This is a genomic window from Pseudomonas sp. ATCC 43928, from assembly GCF_005938665.2.
Lineage (GTDB): Bacteria > Pseudomonadota > Gammaproteobacteria > Pseudomonadales > Pseudomonadaceae > Aquipseudomonas.
In genome coordinates this window covers 6,236,642-6,261,220 of the sequence record NZ_CP041753.1, presented here as the reverse complement: position 1 = coordinate 6,261,220, position 24,579 = coordinate 6,236,642, and the positions used below count along the sequence as shown (strand labels likewise).

The window sequence follows — 24,579 nt, the reverse complement described above, 5'->3', positions numbered from 1 at the left end:
TCGCAGTCTGTTCAGCATCGAATTATTTATTTGCCGAGGCGCCTTTTGGCGCGTCGCTACCGTGAGATAGCCGTCCTCCATGTTTGGTTCCAACGACGACAAGAAGACCCCAGCTGCGGCTGGTGAGAAGAAAAGCCTGTTCGGATGGCTGCGCAAAAAGCCGCAGGAACCCGTTGTCGAACAGCCACAGCCACTTTCTGAGCCAACCCCGGCACCGGTTATAGAGCAAAAGCCTGCGCCGATTGCCGAGCCGGTGCTGCAACCTGCGGCCGCGCTCGTACCTGAAACCGAAGTCGCGGCCCCATTGCCGCTGACGCCAGTTGCTACGCCGTGGCTGACTTTGCCGGTAGCGGAAGAGCCGGTGGCGTTGGTTGAAGATGAGCAAGCGCCGCACATCACGCCACCGATTCCGGCCCCGACTGCGTTTGCTCCGGAGCCGGTTCGGGCGCCAGTGGTTGAGCCGGCAGTCGTTGCACCGGCAGCCGTTGCGCCCGTGTTCGTGGCCGAACCTGCTCCAGTGGTTACAGAGCCGGCAGTGCCAGCATTTGTTGCTCCGGTTGCTCCGGTTGCTCCGGTTGCTCCAGCGCCTGCGCCTGCACCCGTCATCGCTCCTGTTGCCGCCACACCGGTTGCGCCCCTCGAAACTCCAGTCGAGCCTGTGCGTACCGAAGAGACCAAAGCCGGTTTCTTCGCCCGTCTCAAGCAAGGCCTGTCCAAGACCAGCGCCAGCATTGGCGAGGGCATGGCCAGCCTGTTCCTCGGCAAGAAAACCATTGATGACGAACTGCTCGAAGACATCGAAACCCGTCTGCTGACCGCCGATGTCGGCGTCGAAGCGACGTCGGTGATCATTCAGCGCCTGACTCAGAAAGTCGCCCGCAAGGAGCTGGCCGATGCCGACGCGCTGTACAAATCCCTGCAAGCCGAATTGGCAGCGATGCTCAAGCCGGTCGAGCAGCCGCTGAAAATCACCTCGCAGAACAAGCCGTTCGTGATTCTGGTGGTCGGCGTCAACGGTGCCGGCAAAACCACCACCATCGGCAAGCTGGCGAAGAAGCTGCAACTGGAAGGCAAGAAAGTCATGCTCGCCGCCGGTGACACCTTCCGCGCCGCAGCGGTCGAGCAACTGCAGGTCTGGGGCGAGCGCAACAAGATCCCGGTGATCGCCCAGCACACCGGCGCCGACTCGGCTTCGGTAATTTTCGACGCTGTGCAGGCCGCCAAGGCCCGTGGCATTGATGTGTTGATCGCCGACACCGCCGGTCGCCTGCACACCAAAGACAATTTGATGGAAGAGTTGAAGAAGGTTCGCCGGGTGATCGGCAAGCTCGATGCCGACGCGCCTCATGAGGTGCTGTTGGTGCTCGACGCCGGTACCGGCCAGAACGCCATCAACCAGGCCAAGCAATTCAACCAGACCGTCGAATTGACCGGCCTGGCGCTGACCAAACTCGACGGCACCGCCAAGGGTGGGGTGATTTTCGCCCTGGCCAAGCAGTTTGGCTTGCCGATCCGTTACATCGGCGTTGGTGAAGGCATCGACGATTTGCGTACTTTTGAAGCAGAACCCTTTGTCCAGGCATTGTTTGCCGAGCGGGAGCGTTCATGATTCGTTTCGAACAGGTCGGTAAACGCTACCCGAACGGTCACGTCGGCTTGCATGAGCTGAGCTTTCGAGTCCGTCGGGGCGAATTCTTGTTTGTCACCGGCCATTCCGGCGCCGGTAAAAGCACCTTGTTGCGGCTGTTGCTGGCCATGGAACGTCCGACCACCGGCAAATTGCTGCTGGCCGGGCAAGACCTGAGCACCATCAGCAACGCACAGATTCCGTTCCTGCGCCGACAGATCGGCGTGGTGTTCCAGAACCACCAGTTGCTGTTCGATCGCACGGTGTTCAATAACGTCGCGTTGCCGTTGCAGATCCTTGGCCTGTCCAAGGCCGAGGTCGTCAAGCGCGTGGACTCGGCCCTGGAGCGCGTGGCACTCTCGGACAAAACCGATCTCTACCCTGGCGACCTGTCTACCGGCCAGCAACAGCGCGTCGGCATCGCTCGCGCCATCGTTCACCGCCCGGCCTTGCTGCTGGCGGATGAACCGACCGGTAACCTCGACCCGCGTCTGGCGGCAGAAATCATGGGCGTGTTCGAAGATATCAACCGTCTGGGCACCAGCGTGCTGATCGCCAGTCACGACCTGGCGCTGATTGCCCGCATGCGTCATCGCATGCTGACCCTGCAGCGTGGCCGATTGATCGGCGACGGGGAGGCCGGCGTATGAGTGCGACACGTAGCCCCAAGGTTTCCGAGCGTGTGGCCCCGAAGGCCGCCGACCCGCAACCACAGCAGAAGAAAAAACGCGACGATGACGATGGCCCGGATTTCGCCACGCTGTTCCGCGCCTGGATCGAAAGTCATCGTGCCAGTTTGCTGGACAGCTTGCGTCGCTTGGGCAAGCACCCGATCGGCAGCTTTTTCACCTGCATGGTGATGGCGGTGGCCCTGAGCTTGCCGATGGGGCTGTCACTTTTGCTGAATAACGTCGAGCGTCTCGGTGGCTCCTGGCAGCGTGCGGCGCAGATTTCCCTGTACCTGCAACTTGAGGCCAGCCCTGCCGAGGGTGAGTCGTTGCGTGAGCAGATCAAAGGCATGCCGGGCGTAGCGGATGCCGAATACGTGGGTCGCGATCAGGCGCTGGAAGAATTCCAGCAGCAGTCCGGTCTGGGCGAAGCCCTTAAGGAACTGCCGGAAAACCCGCTCCCGGGCGTGGTCCTGGTGACTCCGAAAGAGGTCGACAAGCCTGCGCTTGAAGCATTACGACAAAAACTTTCCGAGTTGCCGAAGGTACAACAGGCGCAACTTGATCTAGTCTGGGTCGAGCGTCTGGCGGCCATCCTCAAGCTGGGCGACCGTTTTGTCTTCGGTCTGACCGTGCTTTTGGTTTCTGCATTACTTTTGGTGATAGGCAATACCATTCGTCTTCATATTGAAAACCGCCGCACAGAGATAGAAGTGATTAAACTCGTCGGCGGCACGGACAGTTATGTGCGCAGGCCCTTTCTGTACATGGGCGCGCTATATGGCTTCGGTGCGGGGATTCTTTCCTGGGGCGTATTGGCGTTCGGCCTGAACTGGCTGAACGACGCGGTGGTTGGACTGGCCGGTTTGTACGGCAGTGATTTTGCGCTGGCCGGAGTGCCAGTTGCCGACGGTCTGTCGCTCTTGCTTGGCGCGGTGCTGTTGGGGTATATCGGTGCATGGATTGCAGTCGCACGCCACCTGCGGGAGCTTGCGCCAAAGTAATATCATTTTGCTCGTATTGACCTTTCAGCGTTTATGGGAACTTGTTTTTTGGTTTCCGGTCAATTTTCGCAGTGCTGAACTGCACGAGTTATGTAAGTCGGAGGTTTTTTCGTATGACCAATTCTTTGCAACCTGCATATGCTCTGGTCCCGGGTGCGAACCTGGAGGCCTATGTGCACACGGTGAACAGCATTCCATTGCTGACGCCGGAGCAGGAGCGTGAACTGGCCGAGAGTCTCTATTATGAGCAGGATCTGGGGGCGGCTCGGCAGATGGTGCTCGCCCACCTGCGTTTTGTCGTACACATTGCCCGTAGCTATTCCGGTTACGGCCTGGCCCAGGCTGACCTGATCCAGGAAGGCAACGTCGGCCTGATGAAAGCGGTCAAGCGTTTCAACCCGGAAATGGGTGTGCGCCTGGTGTCCTTTGCGGTGCACTGGATCAAGGCGGAAATCCACGAGTTCATCCTGCGCAACTGGCGGATCGTCAAAGTCGCGACCACCAAGGCTCAGCGCAAGCTGTTCTTCAACCTGCGCAGCCAGAAGAAACGTCTGGCCTGGCTGAACAACGAGGAAGTCCACCGTGTGGCGGAAAGCCTCGGCGTAGAGCCGCGGGAAGTGCGTGAGATGGAAAGTCGCCTGACCGGCCATGACATGGCCTTCGACCCGGCCGCGGAAGCGGACGACGACAGTGCCTTCCAATCGCCGGCCAACTACCTGGAAGACCACCGGTACGATCCGGCCCGTCAACTGGAAGACGCCGACTGGAGCGACAACTCCAACCACAACCTGCACGAAGCGCTTGAAGTGCTGGACGACCGCAGCCGCGACATCCTCTACCAGCGCTGGCTGGCAGAAGAAAAAGCCACGCTGCACGACCTGGCGCAGAAGTACAACGTGTCGGCCGAGCGTATTCGTCAGCTCGAGAAGAGCGCGATGAACAAGCTCAAGTTGTCGATCGCTGCGTAACTGCGGCAACGGCAATAAAAAACGCCCCGATCATTGATCGGGGCGTTTTTGTTTCTGCCCAATTTCCGGTTTAGCGTCGACCTTGTGGGATCTTCGGTGTCATTGAGCCCATGGCGCCCGGCGGGAATCGTTGAGGCCGACCAGATAGCTATCCCCGCCCAACTGATTCATCTGCTGGCGAATCCACCCGGCCCGCCTTGCAACGTAAGAAGTCGGATGGCTGGCACTCCACACCCGCGGGTTCGGCAGTACCGCGGCCAACAAACTTGCCTGCTGCCGGGACAGCGAACCAGCGCCCACGCCAAAGTGATGCCGGGCCGCTGCTTCGGCGCCGAACACACCTTCATCCCACTCGACGCTATTGAGGTATACCTCAAGAATCCGCTGCTTGGGCCAGAACACTTCGATCAGCCCGGTAAACCAGGCTTCCAGGCCTTTACGCAGCCAGCTGCGGCCAGACCACAGAAACAGGTTTTTCGACACTTGCTGGCTCAGGGTGCTTGCGCCGCGAATCGAGCCGCCGCGCTCGTTATGTGCAAACGCCGCCTGAATCGCGCTGAAATCAAAGCCCCAATGCTCGGCAAACTTCTGGTCTTCACCGGCAATCACCGCGACTTTCAGGTCGTCGGAGATTTCATCCCAGGGTTTCCAGGTGCGTTGCAGATCGATGGGCTCGCCGTCGACCCAGGATTCGATCTTGCGCTCGACCATCAATGCCGTTCCCGGTGGCGGCACCACCCGAAACAGCAGAACCAGCAAAACACTGCCGACCGCGAACCAGAGCAGGGCCTTTGTTAAACGACGGAAAATTAACTGCAGCATAGAGATGGCTTGGCCGAACCCGTTGAGCCGGCCATTATACAGACCCTGCTGATCGAGTCTGACTGGAGTTCTTCATGCTGCGTGGCTTTCTGATGCTTGCCGCTTTCTTCGGATTCACCGGCGTTGCCTTGGGCGCATTCGCCGCCCACGGCCTGAAAAACCGTCTGACGCCTGAGTATTTGGCGATTTTCCACACGGGCGTCACTTATCAACTGGTGCATACCCTGGCGTTGCTGGGTGTTGCATTGCTGGCCACGCAGATTCCCGGTCGTCTGATTACCTGGGCCGGCGCGTCTTTTGCTCTCGGCATTGTGTTGTTTTCCGGCAGCCTGTACCTGCTGACGATGACCGGCGTCAGCAAGCTCGGGATCGTTACACCGTTCGGCGGCCTCGCGTTTCTGGTCGGCTGGGTTTGCCTGGGGCTAGCCGCCTGGCGGCTGAGCTGACCACGCAGTCCATTTCGTGACGAATGGCTTGGGTCGCCAAGTCTGATCGGGCTAGAATGCCAGCCCCTAAAAATGATGGCGGCATTCGGCATGCGCATTCAGTTGAACGGCGAATCCCTTGAACTGCCCGACGGTGAAACCGTTGCGGCCCTGCTGACCCGTCTGGAACTGACCGGGCGCCGGGTGGCGGTCGAGCTCAATCTGGATATCGTCCCGCGCAGCCAGCACGCTGAAACCACGCTGAACGACGGCGACTCGGTCGAAGTGGTACACGCCATCGGCGGCGGCTAGCCGCCCGGCCCGAGCGGCCACAGAATCATTGTGCAAGAACCTCACCCCAACAGAGGATTTCCCATGAGCATCGTTCGTAGCGACAAGCCCTTCGTCCTGGCCGGTCGTACTTACCAGTCGCGTTTGCTGGTAGGCACCGGCAAGTACCGTGACATGGAAGAAACCCGCCTGGCCATCGAGGCTTCGGGTGCCGAGATCGTCACCTTCGCCGTGCGCCGGACCAACCTCGGCCAGAACCCGGGCGAACCGAACCTGCTCGAAGTCCTGTCGCCGGATCGCTACACCTTCCTGCCGAACACTGCCGGTTGCTACGACGCCATTGAAGCCGTGCGCACCTGCCGCCTGGCCCGTGAGCTGCTCGACGGCCACAACCTGGTGAAGCTGGAAGTGCTGGCGGATCAGAAAACCCTGTTCCCCAACGTGATCGAAACCCTCAAGGCCGCCGAAGTGCTGGTCAAGGAAGGCTTCGACGTGATGGTGTACACCAGCGATGATCCGATCATTGCCCGTCAACTGGCGGAAATCGGCTGTATCGCAGTCATGCCGCTGGCTGGTTTGATCGGCTCGGGCCTGGGGATCTGCAACCCGTACAACCTGCAGATCATCCTCGAAGAGGCGAAAATTCCGGTGCTGGTGGATGCCGGTGTCGGTACTGCCTCCGACGCCACCATCGCCATGGAGCTGGGCTGTGAAGCGGTGCTGATGAACTCGGCCATTGCCCATGCCCAGCAGCCGATCATGATGGCTGAAGCCATGAAACACGCCATCGTGGCAGGTCGTCTGGCCTACCTCGCGGGCCGCATGCCGAAAAAACTCTATGCCAGCGCCTCCTCGCCGCTGGATGGTCTGATCAAGTAAGAGCCATTGATGACTGAATCAAACGACACGCCTATCCAGCAGGAAGAAGGCGAAGAGCGCCAACACCGCCGCATCAAGAGTTTCGTGATGCGCGCCGGGCGCATGACCGAAGGCCAGCAACGCGGCCTGGAGCAGGGCGCTCCGCTGTTCGTGCTGCCTCTGGCCGATGCGCCGGTGGATTTCGACCAGGTGTTCGGCCGTTCGGCGCCGCGCTCGCTGGAAATCGGTTTCGGCATGGGCCATTCGCTGTTGGAAATGGCCGCGGCCTCGCCGGAGCAGGATTTCATTGGCGTTGAAGTTCACCGTCCGGGTGTTGGCGCGCTGCTCAATGGCGTGCTGACTCAGGGCCTGACCAACCTGCGTGTCTACGATTGCGATGCGATCGAAGTGCTCAACCGTTGCATCGCCGACAACAGCCTCGACCGCCTGATGCTGTTTTTCCCGGATCCGTGGCACAAGAGCCGTCACCACAAGCGTCGTATCGTTCAGGCATCGTTCGCTGAACTGGTGCGTAGCAAGCTGAAGGTCGGCGGTGTGTTGCACATGGCCACCGACTGGGAACCGTACGCCGAGTACATGCTGGAAGTGATGAACGTCGCCCCGGGCTATCGCAACCTCGCCGAAGACGGTAAGTGCGTGCCGCGCCCGGCCGAACGCCCGATCACCAAGTTCGAACGCCGCGGCGAACGTCTTGGGCATGGCGTGTGGGATCTGAAGTTCGAAAAGCAGTCCTAAGCCGTAACGCAATACAAAATGTGGGAGCGGCGGTGCGCCGCTCCCACATTTTTTTGTGTGTTATTCGAAGTCAGCGGCGGTCTGCCACAACCCCGATCAACACCAGCACCACCAACAACACCGGCGCCAGGCTGTAGTTGTTGAACTGGCTCAAGCCTTTGATGATCCATGGCGTGGCATAGATCAGTGCTACGCCGCTGCCGACCATGCACAGCAGGGCCATCAGCGGGATGCGCAAGGCGCCGGCGATGCTGCCCAGGCGTTGGTCGACCCAGCCCTTGAGGTCGGCGCCAAACAGCACCAGCAGGCAGCCCACCAGCGCCAGAGAGATTTCCGACAGGTTGCTACGGCTCCAGCGGGACACGGTGGCGAGCAGGTCGAGTACCAGATCCATTCGATTTCCTTATGTCAGAAAAGTCTGCAGCAAGTCATTGAGAAAGAGTTGTCCGCGCATCGTGGCTGCCAGACGTGACGGTTCGACCTGCAACAAGCCACTTTGTTCGGCCTCTCGGCGGCCTTCGGCAAGGCTTTCCAGGGGCAGCCCGGTGCGCTCCGTATACAACCGCGCTTCGACGCCCTCGGTCAGGCGCAAGGCGTTCATCAGGAACTCGAACGGCAGTTCTTCGTTGGTCAGCGCTTTCTCGCCAGCCTTGAAGCTTTTGGCCGGATTGAGGTAATCCTTCGGCAGGCGAGTCTTCCAGGTGCGTACGATGCGCCCGTCCGGATGGCTGAGCTTGCCGTGGGCACCGGCGCCGATGCCGATGAAGTCGCCGAAACTCCAGTAATTGAGGTTATGCCGCGCTGGCCGGCCGGGCTGGGCATAGGCCGAGACTTCGTACTGCGCGTAACCGTGTTCGGCCAACAGCGCCTGGCCGGCCTCTTGAATGTCCCACAGGGCGTCATCTTCCGGCAGCGTCGGCGGCTGGTTCCAGAACACCGTGTTCGGCTCCAGGGTCAGCTGATACCAGGACAGGTGCGTCGGCTTCAGGGCGATGGCCTGGCGCAGGTCGCTCAGGGCATCGTCCAGCGTCTGATCGGGCAAACCGTGCATCAGGTCCAGATTGAAGTTGTCGAAGCCAGCCTGGCGCGCCATGTCGGCGGCACGCACGGCTTCATCGCCGTTGTGGATCCGCCCCAGCGCCTTGAGTTTTTCTTCCTGAAAGCTCTGGATACCGATCGACAGGCGATTGATGCCCAGCGCCCGGTAAGCGCGGAATTTCTCCTGCTCGAACGTTCCTGGGTTGGCTTCCAGGGTGATTTCTATGTCGCTGGCAAACGGAATACGTTGCTCGACACCCTTGAGCAAACGGCCCAACGCCTCGGCGCTGAACAGGCTCGGCGTACCGCCACCAAAGAAGATCGAGCTCAGTTCGCGGCCATAGACCGCATGCAGGTCCTGATCGAGGTCGGCGAGCAAGGCGTCCACATACTCTTGTTCCGGCAGCACCGGGCTAGCGGTGTGGGAGTTGAAGTCGCAATAAGGGCATTTGCGTACACACCACGGGATGTGGATGTACAGCGCCAAGGGCGGCAGCACAGGCAAAGCGGCCCGAGGCGATTGCGCGCCGCCGAAGATCAGCGGCGACGCGGACGATTCAATGGTCATTTCAAGCCCAGACGCTGGCGCAGCAGATCCATTGCACGGGCGCGGTGACTGATCTGGTTCTTGTCGCTGGGCTTAAGCTCGGCGCTGGAGCACTCGCGCTCCGGCACCCAGAACAGCGGATCGTAGCCAAAACCGTGCTCACCGCTGGCCTGGGTCAGGATGCGCCCATGCCACAGGCCTTCGCAAAGGATTGGCAACGGATCGTCGGCATGACGCACCAGCGCCAACACGCAGACGAATTGCGCGCCGCGCTCGGCTTGCGGCACGTCTTTCATGACGTCGAGCAGTTTGGCGTTGTTCGCCGCATCGCCCTTGCCATCAGCATAACGGGCCGAATAGATACCCGGCGCACCGCCGAGGAAATCCACCGCCAGCCCCGAATCGTCGGCCAAGGCCGGCAGGCCGGAAATGCGCGAGGCATTGCGGGCCTTGAGAATGGCGTTTTCGACGAACGACAGGCCGGTTTCTTCAGGCTCGACGCTGCTGAACTCGCCGATCGAGCGCAAGTGCACCGATTCGCCCAGCATGGCCTGGAGTTCCTTGAGTTTGCCGGCGTTATGGCTGGCCAGTACGAGTTGCGTGAAATTGATCATTCGCCGGGGAAGAGCTCTTGGTTGAAATTGATGGTGTTGATTTTGTCACCGGTCTGCACCTTGATTTCAAAGGTGCGGATTTCCTGCTGTGGCACCGGATACTGGGCGATGTAGTAGACCGCGCCGGTTTCGGTGATCTGTTTGAACTGCAATGGGACGCTTTGGCTGGTCAGGTCTTTGACCGTCCCGCTGACTTGTGCGGTTTGCGGTTTGCCGTCCTTGAGTACCGAAATGTTGATCACGCCCAGGGTTTTACTGCGAGTCAGCTCAGCCGCTTTGGCAATGTCCGGTGTCAGGAAGGTCGAGTTGAAGGTGTTGTAGTGCACTGTCACATCGCCAAATGTTTCCTGGCGTTCGCTTTTGATGACGTCGGCGGCCATGGCGGTGACGCTCAGGCAGGCAGTAAGTACAAACAGCGCTAGACGACCCATGATCGTTCTCCTCGAAGTGTCGTGATTCAGACCGCGACCTTGTGGTCCGGCAGACCGGGGCTGCTGACGCGATAGATACCGATCTCACCTAACAGATTAGGCCATAGCTTACTGGCCCACCCGTGTCGATGCTGTTGATCCACGGCAAGTCGATCAATGACCTTGGCTTCACGTTCGCGACACAGCGCTTCAAAGTCTTCGAAGGTGCAGAAGTGAATGTTTGGCGTGTTGTACCAGGTGTACGGCAGAAACTCCGAAACCGGCATCCGGCCCTTGCTCGCCAGGTACCAGCGGCAGCGCCAGTGGCCGAAGTTGGGGAAGGTGATGATGCACTGGCGACCGACCCGCAGCATTTCGTCGAGGATCTTGTCCGGGTAATGCACGGCTTGCAGGGCCTGGGTCATGACCACGATGTCGAAACTGTTGCTGGCAAAGTTGCCCAGGCCCTTGTCCAGGTCCTGCTCGATGACGTTGATGCCTTTGGCGACGCACTCGGCAATGTTGTCCGGGTCGTTTTCCAGGCCATAGCCGGTGACCTGCTTGTGGTCACGCAGCCAGGTCAGCAGCTCGCCGTCACCGCAGCCGAGGTCGAGCACGCGGCTGCCGGCGGGGATCCATTCCTGGATGATTTCCAGATCGGCTCTCATGTCTTCCTCAAAGCGATATGCGGTTCATGTAATTGCTGAAGGCCTGCAAGTAACGCGGGATCGGAATCAGGAAGGCATCGTGGCCTTGCGGAGCATCGATCTCCAGATAGCAGACGTCTTTCCTGGCCGCCATCAGCGCGTCCACCAGCTCCCGCGAGCGGGCAGGGGAGAAACGCCAGTCGGTGGTGAAGGACATCACGCAGAACTTGGCTTTCGCGCCTTCGAAGGTTTTCGCCAGGTCATCGTCGAAGTTCGCCGCAGGGTCGAAGTAGTCCAGCGCCTTGGTCATCAGCAGGTAGGTGTTGGCGTCGAAACGTCCGGAAAACTCCTCGCCTTGATAGCGCAGGTAGCTTTCGACCTGGAACTCGACACTGTGGAAGTCGTAGTTGAGCTTTTCGCTCTTCAGACCGCGGCCGAATTTTTCGCCCATGGAGTCATCGGACAGGTACGTGATGTGCCCGACCATTCGCGCCAGCATCAGCCCGCGCTTGGGGATCACCCCGTATTCCTGGAATGAACCGCCGTGGAACTCCGGGTCGGTAAGAATCGCCTGGCGTGCGACTTCGTTGAACGCGATGTTCTGCGCCGACAGTTTCGGTGCCGAGGCGATCGCCAGGCAGTGCCGCACGCGATCCGGATAGGTGATGGTCCACTGCAAGGCCTGCATGCCGCCCAGACTGCCGCCGATCACCGCCGCCCATTGGCCGATGCCGAGCAGGTCGGCAAGGCGTGCCTGGCTGTGCACCCAGTCTTCCACGGTCAGTACCGGGAAGTCGGCGCCAAACGGCTTGCCGGTTTCCGGATTGACGCTGCTGGGGCCGGTGGAGCCGTTGCAACCGCCGAGGTTGTTCAGGCTGACCACGAAGAATTTGCGGGTGTCGATCGGTTTGCCGGGGCCGATGCAGCTGTCCCACCAACCGGGTTTGCGGTCGTCGGGGCTGTGGAAGCCGGCGGCGTGATGGTGACCGGACAAGGCATGGCAGATCAGCACGGCATTGCTCGCCGTGGCGTTCAGCGTGCCATAGGTTTCATAGATCAGGTCATAAGCGGGCAGCGAACGACCGCAGGCCAGGGCCAGGGGTTCACTGAAGTGCGCCACTTGCGGCGTCACCAGACCAACAGAATCGGGGGGGAAGGCAGCTGGCATCGACCCTGCTCTCATTGAAATGAGGCGTAAGTCTAAAGACCGCTGTGGCTAGCGGCAAGCAAAGGCCGGGCCTGATTTTCCCTCGCCACATTGAGGTCAGGCCGGGCGCACCAGATCCGGCAAATCCGGCAGCTTCTTCGGCGAACAGATCCGCACCCGCTTCTGCCGGTTCAACTCGCCGCTGATCAGGCTGACCTGGCTCTTGGAAACCCCGAACGCCTTGGCCAGAAACGCCATCAGGTACGCATTGGCCTTGCCCTCGACCGGCGGCGCCGTCAGGCGGATCTTCAGGCGATCACCGTGCAGTCCGCAGAAATCATCGCTGCGGGCCGCAGGTTGCAGGTGACATTCCAGAATCAGGTCATCACCGTCCCAGCGAAAGTAACTCACCGGATCAGATCAGCAGACGCAGGACCTGCGGCATCATGGTCAAGGCTGCGAGGTTGTTGATCACCAGCATGTCGATCAGCTTGAGCACCATGAACGCCAGGATCGGCGAGATATCCAGGCCGCCGAGGTTTGGCAGAATCTTGCGGAACGGCGCCAGGGCCGGCTCGCAGATCTGGTTCACCAGCTCGGCGCCGGGGTTGTGGCTGCCCGGCGCGACCCAGGACAGGATCACGCTGATGATCAGGGCATAGAAGAAGATATTCAGGAACAGCGCCGTTACGCCGATCAGCGACCAGATCAGCAATTGCAGCGGGTTACCGGTGGTGCCGAAGGTCAGCAGCAGGGTCAGGGCCATCAACGCCAGTTGCACGAGGATTGCCAACACCAGCGAGGACATGTCCAGGCCGAACAGGCTCGGGATGATCCGGCGCAGTGGCTTGAGCAGTGGCTGGGTGGCTTTCACGGCGAACTGGCACAGCGGGTTGTAGAAGTTTGCGCGCACCAGTTGCAGCACGAAACGCAGCAGCACGATCAGCAGGTACAAACTGCCGAGGGTTTGCAGCACGTAAATCGCTGCAGTGTTCAATCCAATCATGTAAGGCTCCTTATTTGCCCAGTTGTTCGGCCATCTCGGCCGAGCGGTGCGCGGCGGCGCCGAGTGCTTTTTCCACCAGGGCTTCGAAGCCGCCGGCCTGGAACGCTTTGATCGCCGCTTCGGTGGTGCCCGCAGGCGAGGTCACGCGGCGACGCAGTTCAGCGGCGTCGACATCACTGGCGACTGCCATGTGTGCAGCGCCCAGCGCGGTTTGCACGGTCAGTTGTGCAGCGATTTCGGGTGGCAGGCCGAGCTTCACGCCAGCGGCGGTCATGGCTTCGATCAGCAGGAAGAAATACGCAGGGCCAGAGCCGGAAACGGCGGTGACCGCGTCCAGTTGCTGTTCTTCGTCCAGCCACAAAGCGATGCCGACTGCCGACAGCAGCTCTTGCGCCTGCTGGCGTTGCTCGGCGCTCACTTGGGCCGTGGCGTACAAACCGCTCACGCCCTGGCGCACCAGCGCCGGGGTGTTGGGCATGCAGCGCACGATCGGCTGGGCACCCAGCCAGTTGTTCATGCTGGCGCAGGTGATGCCGGCCGCAATCGACACCACCAGCTGGTTCGGCTTGAGGCTTGGGCGAATGGCTTCGCAAACGGCTTTCATCGCCTGTGGCTTGACCGCCAGCACGACCACGTCCACGCCCTCAATGGCTTGGGCGTTGTCGGCAAACACTTCGATGCCGTGTTCGGCTTTCACGCGGGCACGGGTTTCTTCGCCCGGATCGCTGGCGCGGATCTGCGCGGCGTCCAGACCTTTGGCGCGCAGGCCGCCGATCAGGCTGGCGGCCATGTTGCCGGCTCCGATAAAGGCAATACGAGTCTTGCTCATGTCAGGTCCTTATAGAGAGGTGAGTCAGCCATGTTCATGGTCGACTGTAATCGCGGGCGCCAAACAGGGCCGTACCGATACGGACCCAAGTGGCGCCCTGGGCGATGGCCGACTCGAGGTCGTGGCTCATGCCCATGGAAAGTGTGTCGAGTGGCAGGTTCAGGCTGGCTTGCAGGCTCTGCACGGCAGCAAAGGCGGCGTCCTGGGCGGCGCGATCTTCAGTCGGCTCGGGAATCGCCATCAGCCCGCGCAATTTCAAACGCGGCAGCGCACTGATGGCATCGGCCAGGGCGGGCAGGTCGGCCGGGGTGCAGCCGGATTTGCTGGCTTCACCACTGACGTTGACCTGGATGCAGATGTTCAAGGGCGGCAAATCGGCAGGGCGCTGTTCGGACAGGCGTTGTGCGATTTTCAAACGATCCACGGAGTGCACCCAGTCGAAATGCTCGGCGATAGCACGAGTCTTGTTCGATTGAATGGGGCCGATGAAGTGCCAGATCAAGGGCAGGTCGGCCAATTCGAGCTGTTTGCCCAAGGCTTCCTGCAGGTAGTTTTCGCCAAAGTCGCGGATCCCGGCGGCATAGGCTTCACGCAGGGCCTCGGCGGGCTTGGTTTTGCTCACGGCCAATAGCTGGATGCTGTTCTCATCGCGGTGGGCGGCTTTGGCTGCTGCCTGGATGCGTGAACTAACCTGAAGAGTGTTGTCTGCTATCGTGGACATCAAGAGGCGCCAGCGGTCTGAAGGTTCGCGGCATTCTACTGGAATTGAGGAGCGCTATGGATATCACTGAGCTGCTGGCTTTCAGCGCCAAACAAGGCGCGTCCGACCTGCACCTGTCCGCCGGCCTGCCACCGATGATCCGTGTCGATGGCGATGTGCGACGCATCAACTTGCCGGCCCTGGACCACAAGGAAGTGCATGACCTGATCTACGACATCATGAACGACCTCCAGCGGGTGGACTTCGAGAAGCATCTTGAAACCGACTTTTCCTTCGAAGTGCCCGGCGTGGCGCGTTTCCGGGTCAATGCCTTCAACCAGAATCGTGGCGCGGGCGCGGTGTTCCGGACCATTCCGTCGAAGGTCCTGAGCATGGACGATCTGGGCATGGGGGACGTGTTTCGCAAGATTACCGAAGCGCCCCGGGGCCTGGTGCTGGTGACCGGCCCGACCGGTTCCGGCAAGTCCACCACGCTGGCGGCGATGATCGATTACCTGAACAACCATCGCCATCACCACATCCTCACCATCGAAGACCCCATCGAGTTCGTCCACGAATCGCGCAAATGCCTGATCAATCAGCGAGAAGTCCATCGCGATACCCGCAGCTTCGCCACGGCCCTGCGCTCGGCCCTGCGTGAAGACCCGGACGTGATTCTGGTGGGGGAAATGCGTGACCTGGAGACTATTCGGCTGGCATTGACCGCCGCCGAGACCGGCCACCTGGTATTCGGCACGCTACACACCACCTCGGCGGCGAAAACCATCGACCGGGTGGTGGACGTGTTTCCGGGTGACGAGAAATCGATGGTGCGCTCGATGCTCTCCGAGTCGTTGCTGGCGGTGGTGTCCCAGACACTGATCAAGAAAATCGGCGGTGGGCGGATTGCCGCCCACGAAATCATGCTCGGCACCTCGGCGATCCGTAACCTGATCCGTGAAGACAAGGTGGCGCAGATGTACTCGTCGATTCAGACCGGTGGGTCGCTGGGGATGCAGACGCTGGATATGTGCCTGAAGGATCTGGTGACCAAGGGTGTGATCAGTCGCGAGCATGCGCGGGAAAAGGCGCGGTCGCCGGATAATTTTTGAGGGTTGGAGCGCGACCTGTGGCGAGGGGGCTTGCCCCCGTTCGGCTGCGAAGCAGTCGCAAACTCGGGCGATGCGGTCTTTCTAGTAACGCTTGGTGGCAGGTTTTGGGGCCGCTCCGCGGCCCAACGGGGGCAAGCCCCCTCGCCACAATCGGATCAGCGCTGTACGACGCGCAGTTGATTCGGTTCTTTCGGCAGAACCCGCTTGGCAACCACGTAGTGGTTATCCCAATACGGTTTCTTCAGGGTGTCGATGCTTACCGACTTGCCACGGCGTGGTGCGTGGATGAAGCGGTCGTTGCCCAGGTAGATGGCCACATGGTTGACCCGGCGGCTCTTGATGTTGAAGAAGATCAGGTCGCCTGGCTTCAGTTCGTTGCGATCGACTTTCTCACCGTGACCGCTGGCCATGGCATTGGAGGTGCGTGGCAGGTCGAAGGTGGCGTCGTTGAACGCGTATTTCACCAGGCCGCTGCAATCGAACCCTTTACTTGGGCTGCTGCCACCCCAACGATAAGGTGTGCCGAGCACGTTTACCGCGCGGCTCAACACGTTGCTGCTTTCCTTGGTCGCCATCGGCGGAACCAGCTTGCCGTTGGCGCGGCTCAGTTGGGTGGAGCGTTTTACCGTCTGTTGGTTTTTGCTCGAAGGAGCAGAAACATGGGATTTTGGGGTGTAACCATTAACGTTCGGAAGACGTTGCTCACGATTGGTGGCGTGGGCGGCCAGGGGCAATAATAGGCAAATGGTTAGCCATGTCTTGAAAAATGGACGCATTAGGCAAGGCTCGTATGGGTTAGCGCGCAACTTTATAACAGCTTTTTTGTCCCTTCCGAGGCCGTTGGTCGATTCAACCTTGGGGTCAACGGAACCAAATAAGCGGAAAAAGGACGCAATTGTCTGACACAAGTCAGGCGGTACAGGGCTTTGACGGAAGTGAAGGTAGCATTTGCCGTATGTCGGCTGCCTGTAAAAAAGTCACAAAGAATTCAAGAATATTTCTCTATCGCGTGAATCGAGGTCATCCATGAACACCTATCGACAACCCGTTTCACAACAAGACACGCACAGCAAAGTGATCGGTTACCTGCTGTGGATTTTCGGTTTTACCGGGGCTCACCGCTTCTATTACGGCAAGCCGGTGACCGGGACGATCTGGTTTTTGACCTTGGGCTTGCTGGGTATTGGCTGGTTGATCGACGTGTTCCTGATTCCGGCCATGGATCGTGAAGCAGACCTGCGCTTTACCGCCGGCCCCATCGAATACAACGTCGCGTGGATTCTGCTGACGTTCCTTGGGGTATTCGGCGTACACCGGATGTATCAGGGGAAGTGGATCAGCGGGTTGCTGTACCTGGTCACGGGCGGGTTGTTCTTTCTGGGGGTGTTGTATGACTTCTGGACGCTGAACGATCAGATTTCAATTCGTAACGCGCAGAACAGAGGCGCCTTCCAGTAAGTAGTGGCGAGGGAGCAAGCTCCCTCGCCACAGGGTTTTACGCCTGGTGGCTGATCCGCCCATCCACCAGGGTATAACGCACCACGCCCGGCAGGCTGTGGCCAATGAACGGGCAGTTTTCGCCCTTGGACAGCCAGGTTTCACCGGCCACGGTCGAGGCCGTCGGGTCAAACAGCACGATGTCTGCCGCGCCACCTACTGCCAATTTCCCTGCCGGCAGGCGCAACGCCTCGGCAGGGCCGGCACTCAGGCGTGCCAACAGCGTCGGCAGGTCGAGCAAACCGTCTTCCACCAAGGTCATCGCCAGCGGCAGCAGCAGTTCAACGCTGCTGATGCCCGGTTCGGTCGCGCCGAACGGTGCCAGCTTGGCGTCGCGCTCATGGGGCTGGTGATGGCTGGAGATGGCGGATACCACACCGGACTTCACCGCTGCCCGCAGGCCGTCGCGGTCGGCGCGGGTGCGCAGCGGCGGCTGGACGTGATAGAGGCTGCTGAAGTCGATCAGCGCTTCGTCGGTGAGGATCAGTTGATACAACGCCACATCCGCCGTGACCTTCAGCCCGCGAGCCTGGGCCTGAGCGATCAGCGCTACGCCGCGCGCGCTGGTGAGCTGGCTGAAGTGCGCACGTACGCCGCTTTGCTCGACCAGCAGCAGATCCCGGGCCAGGGCCACGGTTTCGGCGGTTTCCGGAATGCCCGGCAGACCGAGGAAGCTTGCAGTCGGGCCTTCATGGGCCAGGCCACCTTCGGCCAAGTCGTGATCCTGCGAGTTGAAAATCACCGTCAGGTCGAACGTCGCCGCGTATTCCAGCGCCCGGCACAGGGTGCGGGTGTTGCGGAAGCTCTCCAGGCCATTGCCGAAGGCCACGCAGCCGGCATCGCGCAAGGCGACCAGTTCGGCCAGCTGCTCGCCGTCCAGGCCTTTGCTCAGGGCGCCGATCGGGAAAACTTTGGTGTTGCCGGCCTCACGAGCACGGTCGAGGATCAATTCGGCCACGGCCGAGGTGTCCAGCACCGGTTTGGTTTTCGGCGGGCAGCACAGGCTGGTCACGCCGCCGGCGGCAGCTGCGCGGGTTTCGCTGGCGATCGAGCCTTTGCGGCTGTAGCCCGGCTCGCGCAGGGCAACGTTCAGGTCAACCAGGCCCGGGGCGGCCACCAGGCCCTTGGCGTCGATGGTGTCGACGGCAACAAAACCGGCCGGAGCGGCGCCAAGGGCGACGATCTTGCAGGCTTCAACATGGATGTCAGTCACTTGATCCAGGCCGCTGGCCGGATCGATAACGCGTGCGCCGAGAATGCTGAGCTTCACTGGGCGTTCTCCTGCTCGAATTGGCGCTGGGCTGTTTGCCCGCTCATGGCCATGGACAGCACGGCCATACGAATCGCGATGCCGTAGGTCACCTGGTTGAGGATCACCGAGTGCGGACCGTCGGCCACCGCCGACTCAATTTCCACCCCACGGTTGATCGGCCCAGGGTGCATCACGATGGCATCGGGTTTGGCACCGGCCAGGCGCGCGGTGGTCAGGCCGAACAGGCGGTAGAACTCGCCTTCGCTCGGCAGCAGGCCGCCGGTCATGCGCTCACGCTGCAAGCGCAGCATGATCACCACGTCGACGTCTTTCAGGCCTTCGGTCATGTCGGTGTAGACCTTCACACCGTATTGCTCGATGCCGATCGGCAGCAGGGTTTTCGGCGCGATCACGCGGATGTCCGGGCAGCCGAGGGTTTTCAGGGCCAGCATGTTCGAGCGCGCCACCCGCGAGTGCAGGATGTCGCCGACGATGGCCACCGAGAGGTTTTCGAAGCCACCCTTGTGCCGACGAATGGTGAGCATGTCGAGCATGCCCTGGGTCGGGTGCGCGTGACGGCCGTCGCCACCGTTGATGATCGCCACTTGCGGGCAGACATGTTCGGCAATGAAGTGCGCCGCGCCAGAATCACCGTGACGCACGACGAACATGTCGGCGGCCATGGCTTCGAGGTTGCGCAGGGTGTCGAGCAGGGTTTCGCCCTTGCTCGCCGACGACGTGGACACGTTCAGGGTGATCACGTCGGCCGACAGCCGCTGGGCCGCCAGTTCAAAGGTGGTGCGGGTGCGGGTGGAGTTCTCGAAAAACACGTTGCACACGGTCTTGCCGCGCAACAACGGGACTTTCTTCACCGCCCGGGCGCCGACTTCGAGGAACGAGTCGGCGGTGTCGAGGATTTCCGTCAGCAGCTCGCGGCGCAAACCGTCGAGCGAGAGGAAGTGGCGCAGCTGGCCCTGATCATTGAGCTGCAGCGGGCGCTTGGTTTCTAGAGGCGTCATCGCGAGGGGGACTCTCAATAGGGCGAATTAAAGGGCGAGGTCTTGCAGTTCGAGCTTGAGTTCCGGACCGGACAGCTTCACCCGTTCGTGGGCCGCCAGCGACAGGGTCGCGCCAACCACGTTCGGGCGGATCGGCAGCTCACCGGCGTCCAGGTCCAGCAGGCACACCAGCGTCACGCTGGCCGGGCGGCCGTAGTCGAACAGTTCGTTCATCGCGGCGCGGATGGTCCGACCGCTCATCAACACGTCGTCGATCAGCACCAGGTGCTGGCCTTCGATCTCGAATGGCAGCGCCGAAGGGCGTACTTGCGGGTGCAGGCCGCTCTGGCTGAAGTCGTCGCGGTAGAAGGACACATCGAGGGTGCCCAGCGGCGCGTCGCTGCCCAACTCCTTGAGCAACGCCTGCGCGACCCAGATGCCACCGGTCCGAATCCCGATGTAACGCGGTTCGCTGATGCCACGGTTTTCCAGATAAGCCTTGAGACGGATCGCCATCTGGCTGATCAGTTCGGCGGGATTAGGCAGGCTCATGGTTTGCTCCTTCTTGGTCCCGAGCCCGCTTTGTGGGTATGGCGCGTGGGTAGGGCTCGGGTTGTAGCTAAGGGAGTCGCCGTAGCGACTCTTCAGAATCAGTTGCTTGAGGATTCGAACAGTGCGGTGTTTTCGTCGAGCCAGCCTTGCAGCAGCAGGGCGGCGGCGATGGCATCGACCGGGTTGTCGCGGTAACTGCCCTTCTGGCCGCCACGGACCAGGCGTTCGCCTTTGGCCTCGAAGGTGGTGAGGCGTTCGTCGTGAGTATAGAAGGGCAGGTTGTAGCGGCCGTTCAGGCGCCGGGCGAATTTTTCGGCCCGCAGGCACATGTCGCTGGGCGTGCCGTCCATGTTCAACGGCAGGCCGACCACCACGGCGTCGGGTTTCCACTCTTTGATCAGGGCTTCGACCTGATTCCAGTCGGGAATGCCATTTTGTGCCTTCAAGGTGCACAGCTCGCGGGCCTGGCCGGTAATCACCTGGCCGACCGCAACGCCGATCTGCTTGGTGCCGTAGTCGAAACCCAGAATCAGCCGCAGGGCCATCAGGCGTGCCCCGCCTGGCTGGTGAGCAGGCTGAGGTTGATACCCAGGTGCTTGGCCGCCGCTTCGAGACGTAACTCGCTGCTGGTGTTGAACAGGATGTCGGCATGGAACGGGCAAGTCAGCCAGGCGTTGTCGGCCAGTTCGGCTTCCAGTTGCCCGGCTTCCCAACCGGCATAGCCGAGGGTGATCAAACTTTTCGCGGGGCCGACGCCATCGGCGATGGCGAACAGCACGTCCTGGGAGGTCGACAGCGACAACTCGCCATCCAGATCAACGGTAGCCTGATAGGTTTTTCCCGACGGGTGCAGGACAAAGCCGCGATCGGTTTGCACCGGGCCGCCGATAAAGATCGGCACGTGCTGGCAGAGCACTGGCGGTTCGATATCGGGGCGCAATTGCTCGAGGATATCGGCCAGGTTCAGGTCCTGCGGACGGTTGACCACCAGCCCCATGGCACCATTGGCCGTGTGCTCGACGATGTAGGTCAAGGTGTGCGCAAAGTTCGGGTCGGCCATGTGAGGCATGGCGATCAGGAAGTGATGCTTGAGGTAGCTGGGGCTGACGTTCTTCATGAGCGCTAGTGTGGCGTTGGAGGGGCGAACTGACAAGCTGAGGATGCACAGGAAATGCCTGTGCAGGTGTCTTTTTGATCCGGGCTTGCCCGCGAAGGCATTGGCTCGATCACTGCAAATCTTCCGGCTAATTACTGGACAACCGGTCCCCGCGCGCAAACCTCCAGGTGCGGATGATTTCCAGGCGGTCGATGTCCGACAGATCCCCGGTAAACGGTGCGAACGGCGCGGCGAGCCGCACGATGCGCTGCGCAGCCTGATCCAGCAGCGGTTGGCCGGACGATTCCAGCACCAACACTTCATACAGCGAGCCGTCGCGGTTGATCGAGACCATCAGGCGCAAATTGCCATAAATCTGTTTGCGTCGGGCCTCGTCGGGGTAGTTGAGGTTGCCGATGCGTTCGACCTTCTTGCGCCATTCATCCTTGTACCAGGCACCCTTGTCGCGCATGGTCGACGCGGCGCTCAAGCGGTGGATGCGCGGGCGTTTGGCGTACAGCTGTTGCTCGTTGGCCAGTTCCGCTTCCAGGCTGGCGATGTCGCTGGACAACTGTGAGCTGTCGAAGGTCGGTGCTTCGACCTTGGGCTTGGTCTCGGTCTTGACGTCTTCCTGCTTGGTCGCGGCTTTTTTCGGCTTCGGCGCGACAGTCGTCACGGCGGCCTTGGGCGCGGCTTCCTGCACTTGGGGTTTGGCGGTTGGCGGCGGAGTGACCGTCTGCACCTTGTTGTCCTGGAAGGGCGCGACCTCGGTGGTCTTGGGAATGGCCTTTTTATCCAGGGTGCCGCTGCCTTGCTGATTCTCTTGAGCGAGGAAATCGGCTTTTTTCGGCTTGGTTTCGCTTTTGAAGGTGGCGAGGGTGATTTCCAGGGTTTTGCTGATTTGCTTGGGTTCGACCATGGTGAACCCGACGCCCAACAGCAAGGCCAGGTGAATCAGCGCCGCGAGAAACAGGGTAAAACCGAGGCGATCGGCCGGGCGCACGCCACGATGGGCGAGTTCAGGGGGCAGATCGGACGGGAGTGTCATGACAAGAAAACCAACATCGCGTTTTTTACAGGCCGGCGATGATAACGCAATGTTGGTTGTCTCTTGGCTGTTCTCGATCAACGAGCCTTGAGCTTCTGATCGATGGCATCCATCAACTGGCCGCCGATGTCGGTGCCGAACGCGTTATCGATCTCGCGAATGCAGGTCGGGCTGGTGACGTTGATTTCGGTCAGGTGCTCACCGATCACGTCGAGACCGACGAACAGCAAGCCCTTCTCGCGCAGGGTCGGGCCGACTTGCGCGGCGATCCAGCGATCTTTCTCGGTCAGCGGTCGGGCTTCGCCACGGCCGCCAGCGGCGAGGTTGCCGCGGGTTTCGCCTGCTGCCGGAATCCGCGCCAGGCAATAATCCACAGGCTCGCCGTCGATCATCAGGATGCGCTTGTCGCCATCAACGATCGCCGGCAGGTAGCCCTGGATCATGATCTGCTGCTTGCCATGCAGGGTCAGGGTTTCGAGGATCACCGACAGGTTCGGGTGGCCGGCGGTATGACGGAAGATCGACGAACCGCCCATGCCGTCCAGCGGCTTGAGGATCACGTCACCGTGATGGTCGGCGAATTCACGCAACACGTCCGGGCGACGGCTGACGATGGTCGGCGGCGTGCACTGCGGGAACAGCGTGGCGAACAGCTTCTCGTTGCAGTCACGCAGGCTTTGCGGCTTGTTGACCACCAGCACGCCAGCGTTCTCGGCTTGCTCCAGCAGGTAAGTGGAGTAGACGAACTCCATGTCGAACGGCGGATCCTTGCGCATCAGGATCACGTCCAGGTCACTCAGCAGTGCGTCGGATTCGGCGCCCAGCTCGAACCACTTGTGCGGGTCGGCGAAGACTTTCAGCGGACGCATCCGCGCGCGCGCCTGGCCCTCGGCCTGATACAAATCGCGCTGTTCCATATAGAACAGTTCCCAGCCACGCTTTTGCGCGGCCAACAGCATGGCCAGCGAGCTATCCTTTTTATAGGAGATGCTGGCGATAGGATCCATGACAATCCCGACGCGAACGCTCATGGGGTTTTCCTCGAAATTGGGGTGGAAAGTGCGATGAAAAAGTGGCGTCAGAGTGGCGCTGAGTGGGTTCCCGGTCAAGGAAAAACCACCGCACAGGTCACCCGATAGATTGGACGGGGAGACTGTGCTAAAAAGGCTGCCATGCCGTCTTGGCCCTTGAGTATCAAGGGTTTCGGGCCGCAAACGGACAAATTGATTCACAAAGGCGACGGTAGAGCCCCTATGGAACAGCATTCCAGCGCCTTGAAGGTCATGGTGATCGATGATTCGAAAACGATTCGTCGCACCGCCGAAACGCTGTTGAAAAACGTGGGCTGTGAAGTCATCACCGCAATCGATGGTTTCGATGCCCTGGCCAAGATTGCCGACAATCACCCAGGCATCATCTTTGTCGACATCATGATGCCGCGTCTGGATGGCTATCAGACCTGCGCGTTGATCAAGAACAACAGTGCGTTCAAGTCCACGCCAGTGATTATGCTGTCGTCCAGGGACGGGTTGTTCGACAAGGCCAAGGGGCGGATCGTCGGCTCCGACCAGTTTTTGACCAAGCCTTTCAGCAAGGAAGAACTGCTGAACGCGATTCAGGCCCACGTACCGGGCTTTGCTGTCGTTTCGCCGCAGTAGGACACGCACAGTGACGCTCGGCCAGTGGGCCTTGCGTCGACAAGAATGGGGAAGACCATGGCACGTATTCTGATCGTCGATGATTCGCCGACCGAAATGTACAAACTGACCGGCATGCTCGAAAAGCACGGTCATGAAGTGTTGAAAGCCGAAAACGGCGCCGACGGCGTGGCCCTGGCCCGTCAGGAAAAACCCGACGCGGTACTGATGGACATCGTCATGCCCGGCCTCAACGGTTTCCAGGCGACCCGTCAGCTGACCAAAGACCCGGAAACCGGGCACATCCCGGTGATCATCATCACCACCAAGGATCAGGAAACCGACAAAGTCTGGGGCACGCGCCAGGGCGCCAAGGACTACCTGACCAAACCGGTCGATGAAGACACCCTGATCAAGACGCTGAACAACGTGCTGGCCGGTTGATCGTCCGGCCATGACCGAGTCGCTGACGGCCTTCGAACTGCTGCTGCAGATTGATCAACGTTGTCGTCTGCTGGCGGCGGACCTGCCGTCCCAGCCGACTCGACAGGACAGCTGGAGCGGCATCGGTTTTCGCTTGGGCGAGCACGGGTACGTCGCGCCCATGGGCGAAGTCAGCGAAGTCCTGCACGAACCGCGCGTTACCCAAATGCCGGGGGTCAAGCCCTGGGTCAAGGGCGTAGCGAACCTGCGTGGGCGGCTGCTGCCGATCATGGATGTGTACGGCTTCTTTTATGGTTATGAGGCCGGCCATGAACTGTCGGCCCTGCGCAAGCAGCGGCGGATACTGGTGGTGGAGCACAACGACGTGTTCGCCGGGTTGCTGGTCGATGAGGTCTTCGGCTTGCAGCACTTTGCCCAGGACAGCCTGGAGCCGGTGCCCATGGACGAGCTGCAGGGGCCGATCGCGCCGTTCGTCAAAGGCCGCTTTCAGCGTGAACAGAATTGGCAGGTGTTCAGCCCGTTTGCGTTGGCGCAGTCGCAAGGTTTCATGAATGTAGCGCTGTAGCCGGGGAGTAGGTTGAATTGG

At 60.7% G+C, this 24,579-nt stretch carries 32 protein-coding genes; 13 read left to right on the top strand and 19 right to left on the bottom strand.

Annotation, left to right across the window (positions count from 1 at the left end):
* Nucleotides 1–79 precede the first annotated feature (79 nt).
* From ftsY to rpoH, 4 genes are all read left to right on the top strand, one after another.
* Complete coding sequence (gene ftsY / locus FFH90_RS28925; protein ID WP_138866444.1) at nt 80–1,609, top strand: signal recognition particle-docking protein FtsY; 1,530 nt, start codon at nt 80–82, stop codon at nt 1,607–1,609.
* Nucleotides 1,606–2,277: a cell division ATP-binding protein FtsE gene (ftsE, locus tag FFH90_RS28920; protein WP_018928694.1), complete on the top strand. Its 672-nt coding sequence runs from the start codon at nt 1,606–1,608 to the stop codon at nt 2,275–2,277. The genes ftsY and ftsE overlap by 4 nt, the downstream gene beginning before the upstream one ends.
* Complete coding sequence (ftsX, locus tag FFH90_RS28915) at nt 2,274–3,299, top strand: permease-like cell division protein FtsX (RefSeq protein ID WP_018928695.1); 1,026 nt, start codon at nt 2,274–2,276, stop codon at nt 3,297–3,299. Before ftsE ends, ftsX begins: the two co-directional genes overlap by 4 nt.
* 113 nt (nt 3,300–3,412) lie before the next feature.
* The gene (rpoH, locus tag FFH90_RS28910) at nt 3,413–4,267 is read left to right on the top strand and encodes an RNA polymerase sigma factor RpoH (RefSeq protein ID WP_007897890.1); all 855 of its coding nucleotides are present in this window, start codon (nt 3,413–3,415) and stop codon (nt 4,265–4,267) included.
* A gap of 99 nt (nt 4,268–4,366) precedes the next feature.
* On the opposite strand, the gene mtgA is transcribed toward rpoH, so the two are convergent.
* A complete protein-coding gene (gene mtgA, locus FFH90_RS28905; RefSeq protein WP_018928696.1) occupies nt 4,367–5,089 on the bottom strand; it encodes a monofunctional biosynthetic peptidoglycan transglycosylase in 723 nt (240 codons plus the stop codon).
* A 74-nt stretch (nt 5,090–5,163) separates the two neighbouring features.
* On the opposite strand from mtgA, the gene FFH90_RS28900 reads away from it, so the two are divergent.
* From FFH90_RS28900 to trmB, 4 genes are all read left to right on the top strand, one after another.
* Nucleotides 5,164–5,535, top strand: a complete 372-nt coding sequence (locus tag FFH90_RS28900) for a DUF423 domain-containing protein (protein WP_019580607.1) — start codon at nt 5,164–5,166, stop codon at nt 5,533–5,535.
* A 90-nt stretch (nt 5,536–5,625) separates the two neighbouring features.
* Nucleotides 5,626–5,826: a sulfur carrier protein ThiS gene (gene thiS / locus FFH90_RS28895; protein ID WP_007897898.1), complete on the top strand. Its 201-nt coding sequence runs from the start codon at nt 5,626–5,628 to the stop codon at nt 5,824–5,826.
* Nucleotides 5,827–5,889: 63 nt separating this feature from the next.
* A complete protein-coding gene (locus FFH90_RS28890; RefSeq protein WP_007939343.1) occupies nt 5,890–6,684 on the top strand; it encodes a thiazole synthase in 795 nt (264 codons plus the stop codon).
* A 9-nt stretch (nt 6,685–6,693) separates the two neighbouring features.
* Complete coding sequence (trmB, locus tag FFH90_RS28885) at nt 6,694–7,419, top strand: tRNA (guanosine(46)-N7)-methyltransferase TrmB (RefSeq protein ID WP_018928698.1); 726 nt, start codon at nt 6,694–6,696, stop codon at nt 7,417–7,419.
* Between the two features lie 70 nt (nt 7,420–7,489).
* Here trmB and FFH90_RS28880 read toward each other — a convergent pair whose 3' ends face one another.
* The 10 genes from FFH90_RS28880 to FFH90_RS28835 form a co-directional block, all read right to left on the bottom strand.
* Nucleotides 7,490–7,813 (bottom strand): DUF3392 domain-containing protein, encoded by a 324-nt coding sequence (locus FFH90_RS28880; protein WP_018928699.1) that lies wholly within the window; start codon nt 7,811–7,813, stop codon nt 7,490–7,492.
* A gap of 9 nt (nt 7,814–7,822) precedes the next feature.
* Nucleotides 7,823–9,025: a radical SAM family heme chaperone HemW gene (hemW, locus tag FFH90_RS28875; protein ID WP_138866443.1), complete on the bottom strand. Its 1,203-nt coding sequence runs from the start codon at nt 9,023–9,025 to the stop codon at nt 7,823–7,825.
* Nucleotides 9,022–9,618 carry an RdgB/HAM1 family non-canonical purine NTP pyrophosphatase gene (gene rdgB / locus FFH90_RS28870; RefSeq protein ID WP_007939349.1) on the bottom strand — a complete coding sequence of 199 codons (597 nt, stop codon included), beginning with the start codon at nt 9,616–9,618 and terminating at the stop codon, nt 9,022–9,024. The genes hemW and rdgB overlap by 4 nt, the downstream gene beginning before the upstream one ends.
* Nucleotides 9,615–10,049: a DUF4426 domain-containing protein gene (locus FFH90_RS28865; RefSeq protein WP_138866442.1), complete on the bottom strand. Its 435-nt coding sequence runs from the start codon at nt 10,047–10,049 to the stop codon at nt 9,615–9,617. Before FFH90_RS28865 ends, rdgB begins: the two co-directional genes overlap by 4 nt.
* A 26-nt stretch (nt 10,050–10,075) precedes the next feature.
* Nucleotides 10,076–10,696: a methionine biosynthesis protein MetW gene (gene metW, locus FFH90_RS28860; protein WP_007939351.1), complete on the bottom strand. Its 621-nt coding sequence runs from the start codon at nt 10,694–10,696 to the stop codon at nt 10,076–10,078.
* A gap of 7 nt (nt 10,697–10,703) precedes the next feature.
* Nucleotides 10,704–11,843, bottom strand: a complete 1,140-nt coding sequence (locus FFH90_RS28855) for a homoserine O-acetyltransferase (RefSeq protein WP_018928702.1) — start codon at nt 11,841–11,843, stop codon at nt 10,704–10,706.
* A 96-nt stretch (nt 11,844–11,939) separates the two neighbouring features.
* Nucleotides 11,940–12,233, bottom strand: a complete 294-nt coding sequence (locus FFH90_RS28850; protein WP_018928703.1) for a DUF167 domain-containing protein — start codon at nt 12,231–12,233, stop codon at nt 11,940–11,942.
* 4 nt (nt 12,234–12,237) lie between these two features.
* Complete coding sequence (locus tag FFH90_RS28845; RefSeq protein ID WP_018928704.1) at nt 12,238–12,828, bottom strand: YggT family protein; 591 nt, start codon at nt 12,826–12,828, stop codon at nt 12,238–12,240.
* A 10-nt stretch (nt 12,829–12,838) separates the two neighbouring features.
* The gene (gene proC / locus FFH90_RS28840; protein WP_018928705.1) at nt 12,839–13,657 is read right to left on the bottom strand and encodes a pyrroline-5-carboxylate reductase; all 819 of its coding nucleotides are present in this window, start codon (nt 13,655–13,657) and stop codon (nt 12,839–12,841) included.
* A gap of 34 nt (nt 13,658–13,691) precedes the next feature.
* Nucleotides 13,692–14,378 (bottom strand): YggS family pyridoxal phosphate-dependent enzyme, encoded by a 687-nt coding sequence (locus FFH90_RS28835; protein ID WP_018928706.1) that lies wholly within the window; start codon nt 14,376–14,378, stop codon nt 13,692–13,694.
* 56 nt (nt 14,379–14,434) lie between these two features.
* Here FFH90_RS28835 and FFH90_RS28830 point away from each other — a divergent pair, with 56 nt between their 5' ends.
* Nucleotides 14,435–15,469 carry a type IV pilus twitching motility protein PilT gene (locus tag FFH90_RS28830; protein ID WP_018928707.1) on the top strand — a complete coding sequence of 345 codons (1,035 nt, stop codon included), beginning with the start codon at nt 14,435–14,437 and terminating at the stop codon, nt 15,467–15,469.
* Between the two features lie 155 nt (nt 15,470–15,624).
* Here the strand turns inward: FFH90_RS28830 and FFH90_RS28825 are convergent, their stop codons facing one another.
* A complete protein-coding gene (locus FFH90_RS28825) occupies nt 15,625–16,245 on the bottom strand; it encodes a C40 family peptidase (RefSeq protein ID WP_018928708.1) in 621 nt (206 codons plus the stop codon).
* Nucleotides 16,246–16,495: 250 nt separating this feature from the next.
* Between FFH90_RS28825 and FFH90_RS28820 the strand changes: the two genes are divergently transcribed.
* Nucleotides 16,496–16,927, top strand: a complete 432-nt coding sequence (locus FFH90_RS28820) for a TM2 domain-containing protein (RefSeq protein WP_018928709.1) — start codon at nt 16,496–16,498, stop codon at nt 16,925–16,927.
* 37 nt (nt 16,928–16,964) lie between these two features.
* Here the strand turns inward: FFH90_RS28820 and FFH90_RS28815 are convergent, their stop codons facing one another.
* The 7 genes from FFH90_RS28815 to gshB all read right to left on the bottom strand — a co-directional run bounded on the left by FFH90_RS28815 (nt 16,965) and on the right by gshB (nt 22,943).
* Complete coding sequence (locus FFH90_RS28815) at nt 16,965–18,236, bottom strand: dihydroorotase (protein ID WP_018928710.1); 1,272 nt, start codon at nt 18,234–18,236, stop codon at nt 16,965–16,967.
* Complete coding sequence (locus FFH90_RS28810) at nt 18,233–19,237, bottom strand: aspartate carbamoyltransferase catalytic subunit (RefSeq protein ID WP_007939362.1); 1,005 nt, start codon at nt 19,235–19,237, stop codon at nt 18,233–18,235. Before FFH90_RS28810 ends, FFH90_RS28815 begins: the two co-directional genes overlap by 4 nt.
* 27 nt (nt 19,238–19,264) lie before the next feature.
* Nucleotides 19,265–19,768, bottom strand: a complete 504-nt coding sequence (gene pyrR / locus FFH90_RS28805; RefSeq protein WP_086944407.1) for a bifunctional pyr operon transcriptional regulator/uracil phosphoribosyltransferase PyrR — start codon at nt 19,766–19,768, stop codon at nt 19,265–19,267.
* Nucleotides 19,769–19,866: 98 nt separating this feature from the next.
* Nucleotides 19,867–20,313, bottom strand: coding sequence for a Holliday junction resolvase RuvX (gene ruvX / locus FFH90_RS28800; protein WP_019580620.1), 447 nt, complete (start codon nt 20,311–20,313; stop codon nt 19,867–19,869).
* Complete coding sequence (locus FFH90_RS28795) at nt 20,313–20,885, bottom strand: YqgE/AlgH family protein (protein ID WP_018928713.1); 573 nt, start codon at nt 20,883–20,885, stop codon at nt 20,313–20,315. Before FFH90_RS28795 ends, ruvX begins: the two co-directional genes overlap by 1 nt.
* Before the next feature lie 127 nt (nt 20,886–21,012).
* Nucleotides 21,013–21,912, bottom strand: a complete 900-nt coding sequence (locus FFH90_RS28790) for an energy transducer TonB (protein ID WP_026286615.1) — start codon at nt 21,910–21,912, stop codon at nt 21,013–21,015.
* A gap of 77 nt (nt 21,913–21,989) precedes the next feature.
* Nucleotides 21,990–22,943, bottom strand: coding sequence for a glutathione synthase (gene gshB / locus FFH90_RS28785; protein WP_018928715.1), 954 nt, complete (start codon nt 22,941–22,943; stop codon nt 21,990–21,992).
* 222 nt (nt 22,944–23,165) lie between these two features.
* Between gshB and pilG the strand changes: the two genes are divergently transcribed.
* Genes pilG through FFH90_RS28770 form a run of 3 tightly spaced genes read left to right on the top strand, consistent with a single transcriptional unit; the run spans nt 23,166 to nt 24,558 of the window.
* Nucleotides 23,166–23,570 (top strand): twitching motility response regulator PilG, encoded by a 405-nt coding sequence (gene pilG, locus FFH90_RS28780; RefSeq protein WP_007897954.1) that lies wholly within the window; start codon nt 23,166–23,168, stop codon nt 23,568–23,570.
* A gap of 57 nt (nt 23,571–23,627) precedes the next feature.
* Entirely contained in the window at nt 23,628–23,993 is a 366-nt protein-coding gene (gene pilH, locus FFH90_RS28775) for a twitching motility response regulator PilH (RefSeq protein ID WP_007897961.1), read from the top strand.
* A 10-nt stretch (nt 23,994–24,003) separates the two neighbouring features.
* A complete protein-coding gene (locus FFH90_RS28770; RefSeq protein WP_018928716.1) occupies nt 24,004–24,558 on the top strand; it encodes a chemotaxis protein CheW in 555 nt (184 codons plus the stop codon).
* Nucleotides 24,559–24,579 lie beyond the last annotated feature (21 nt).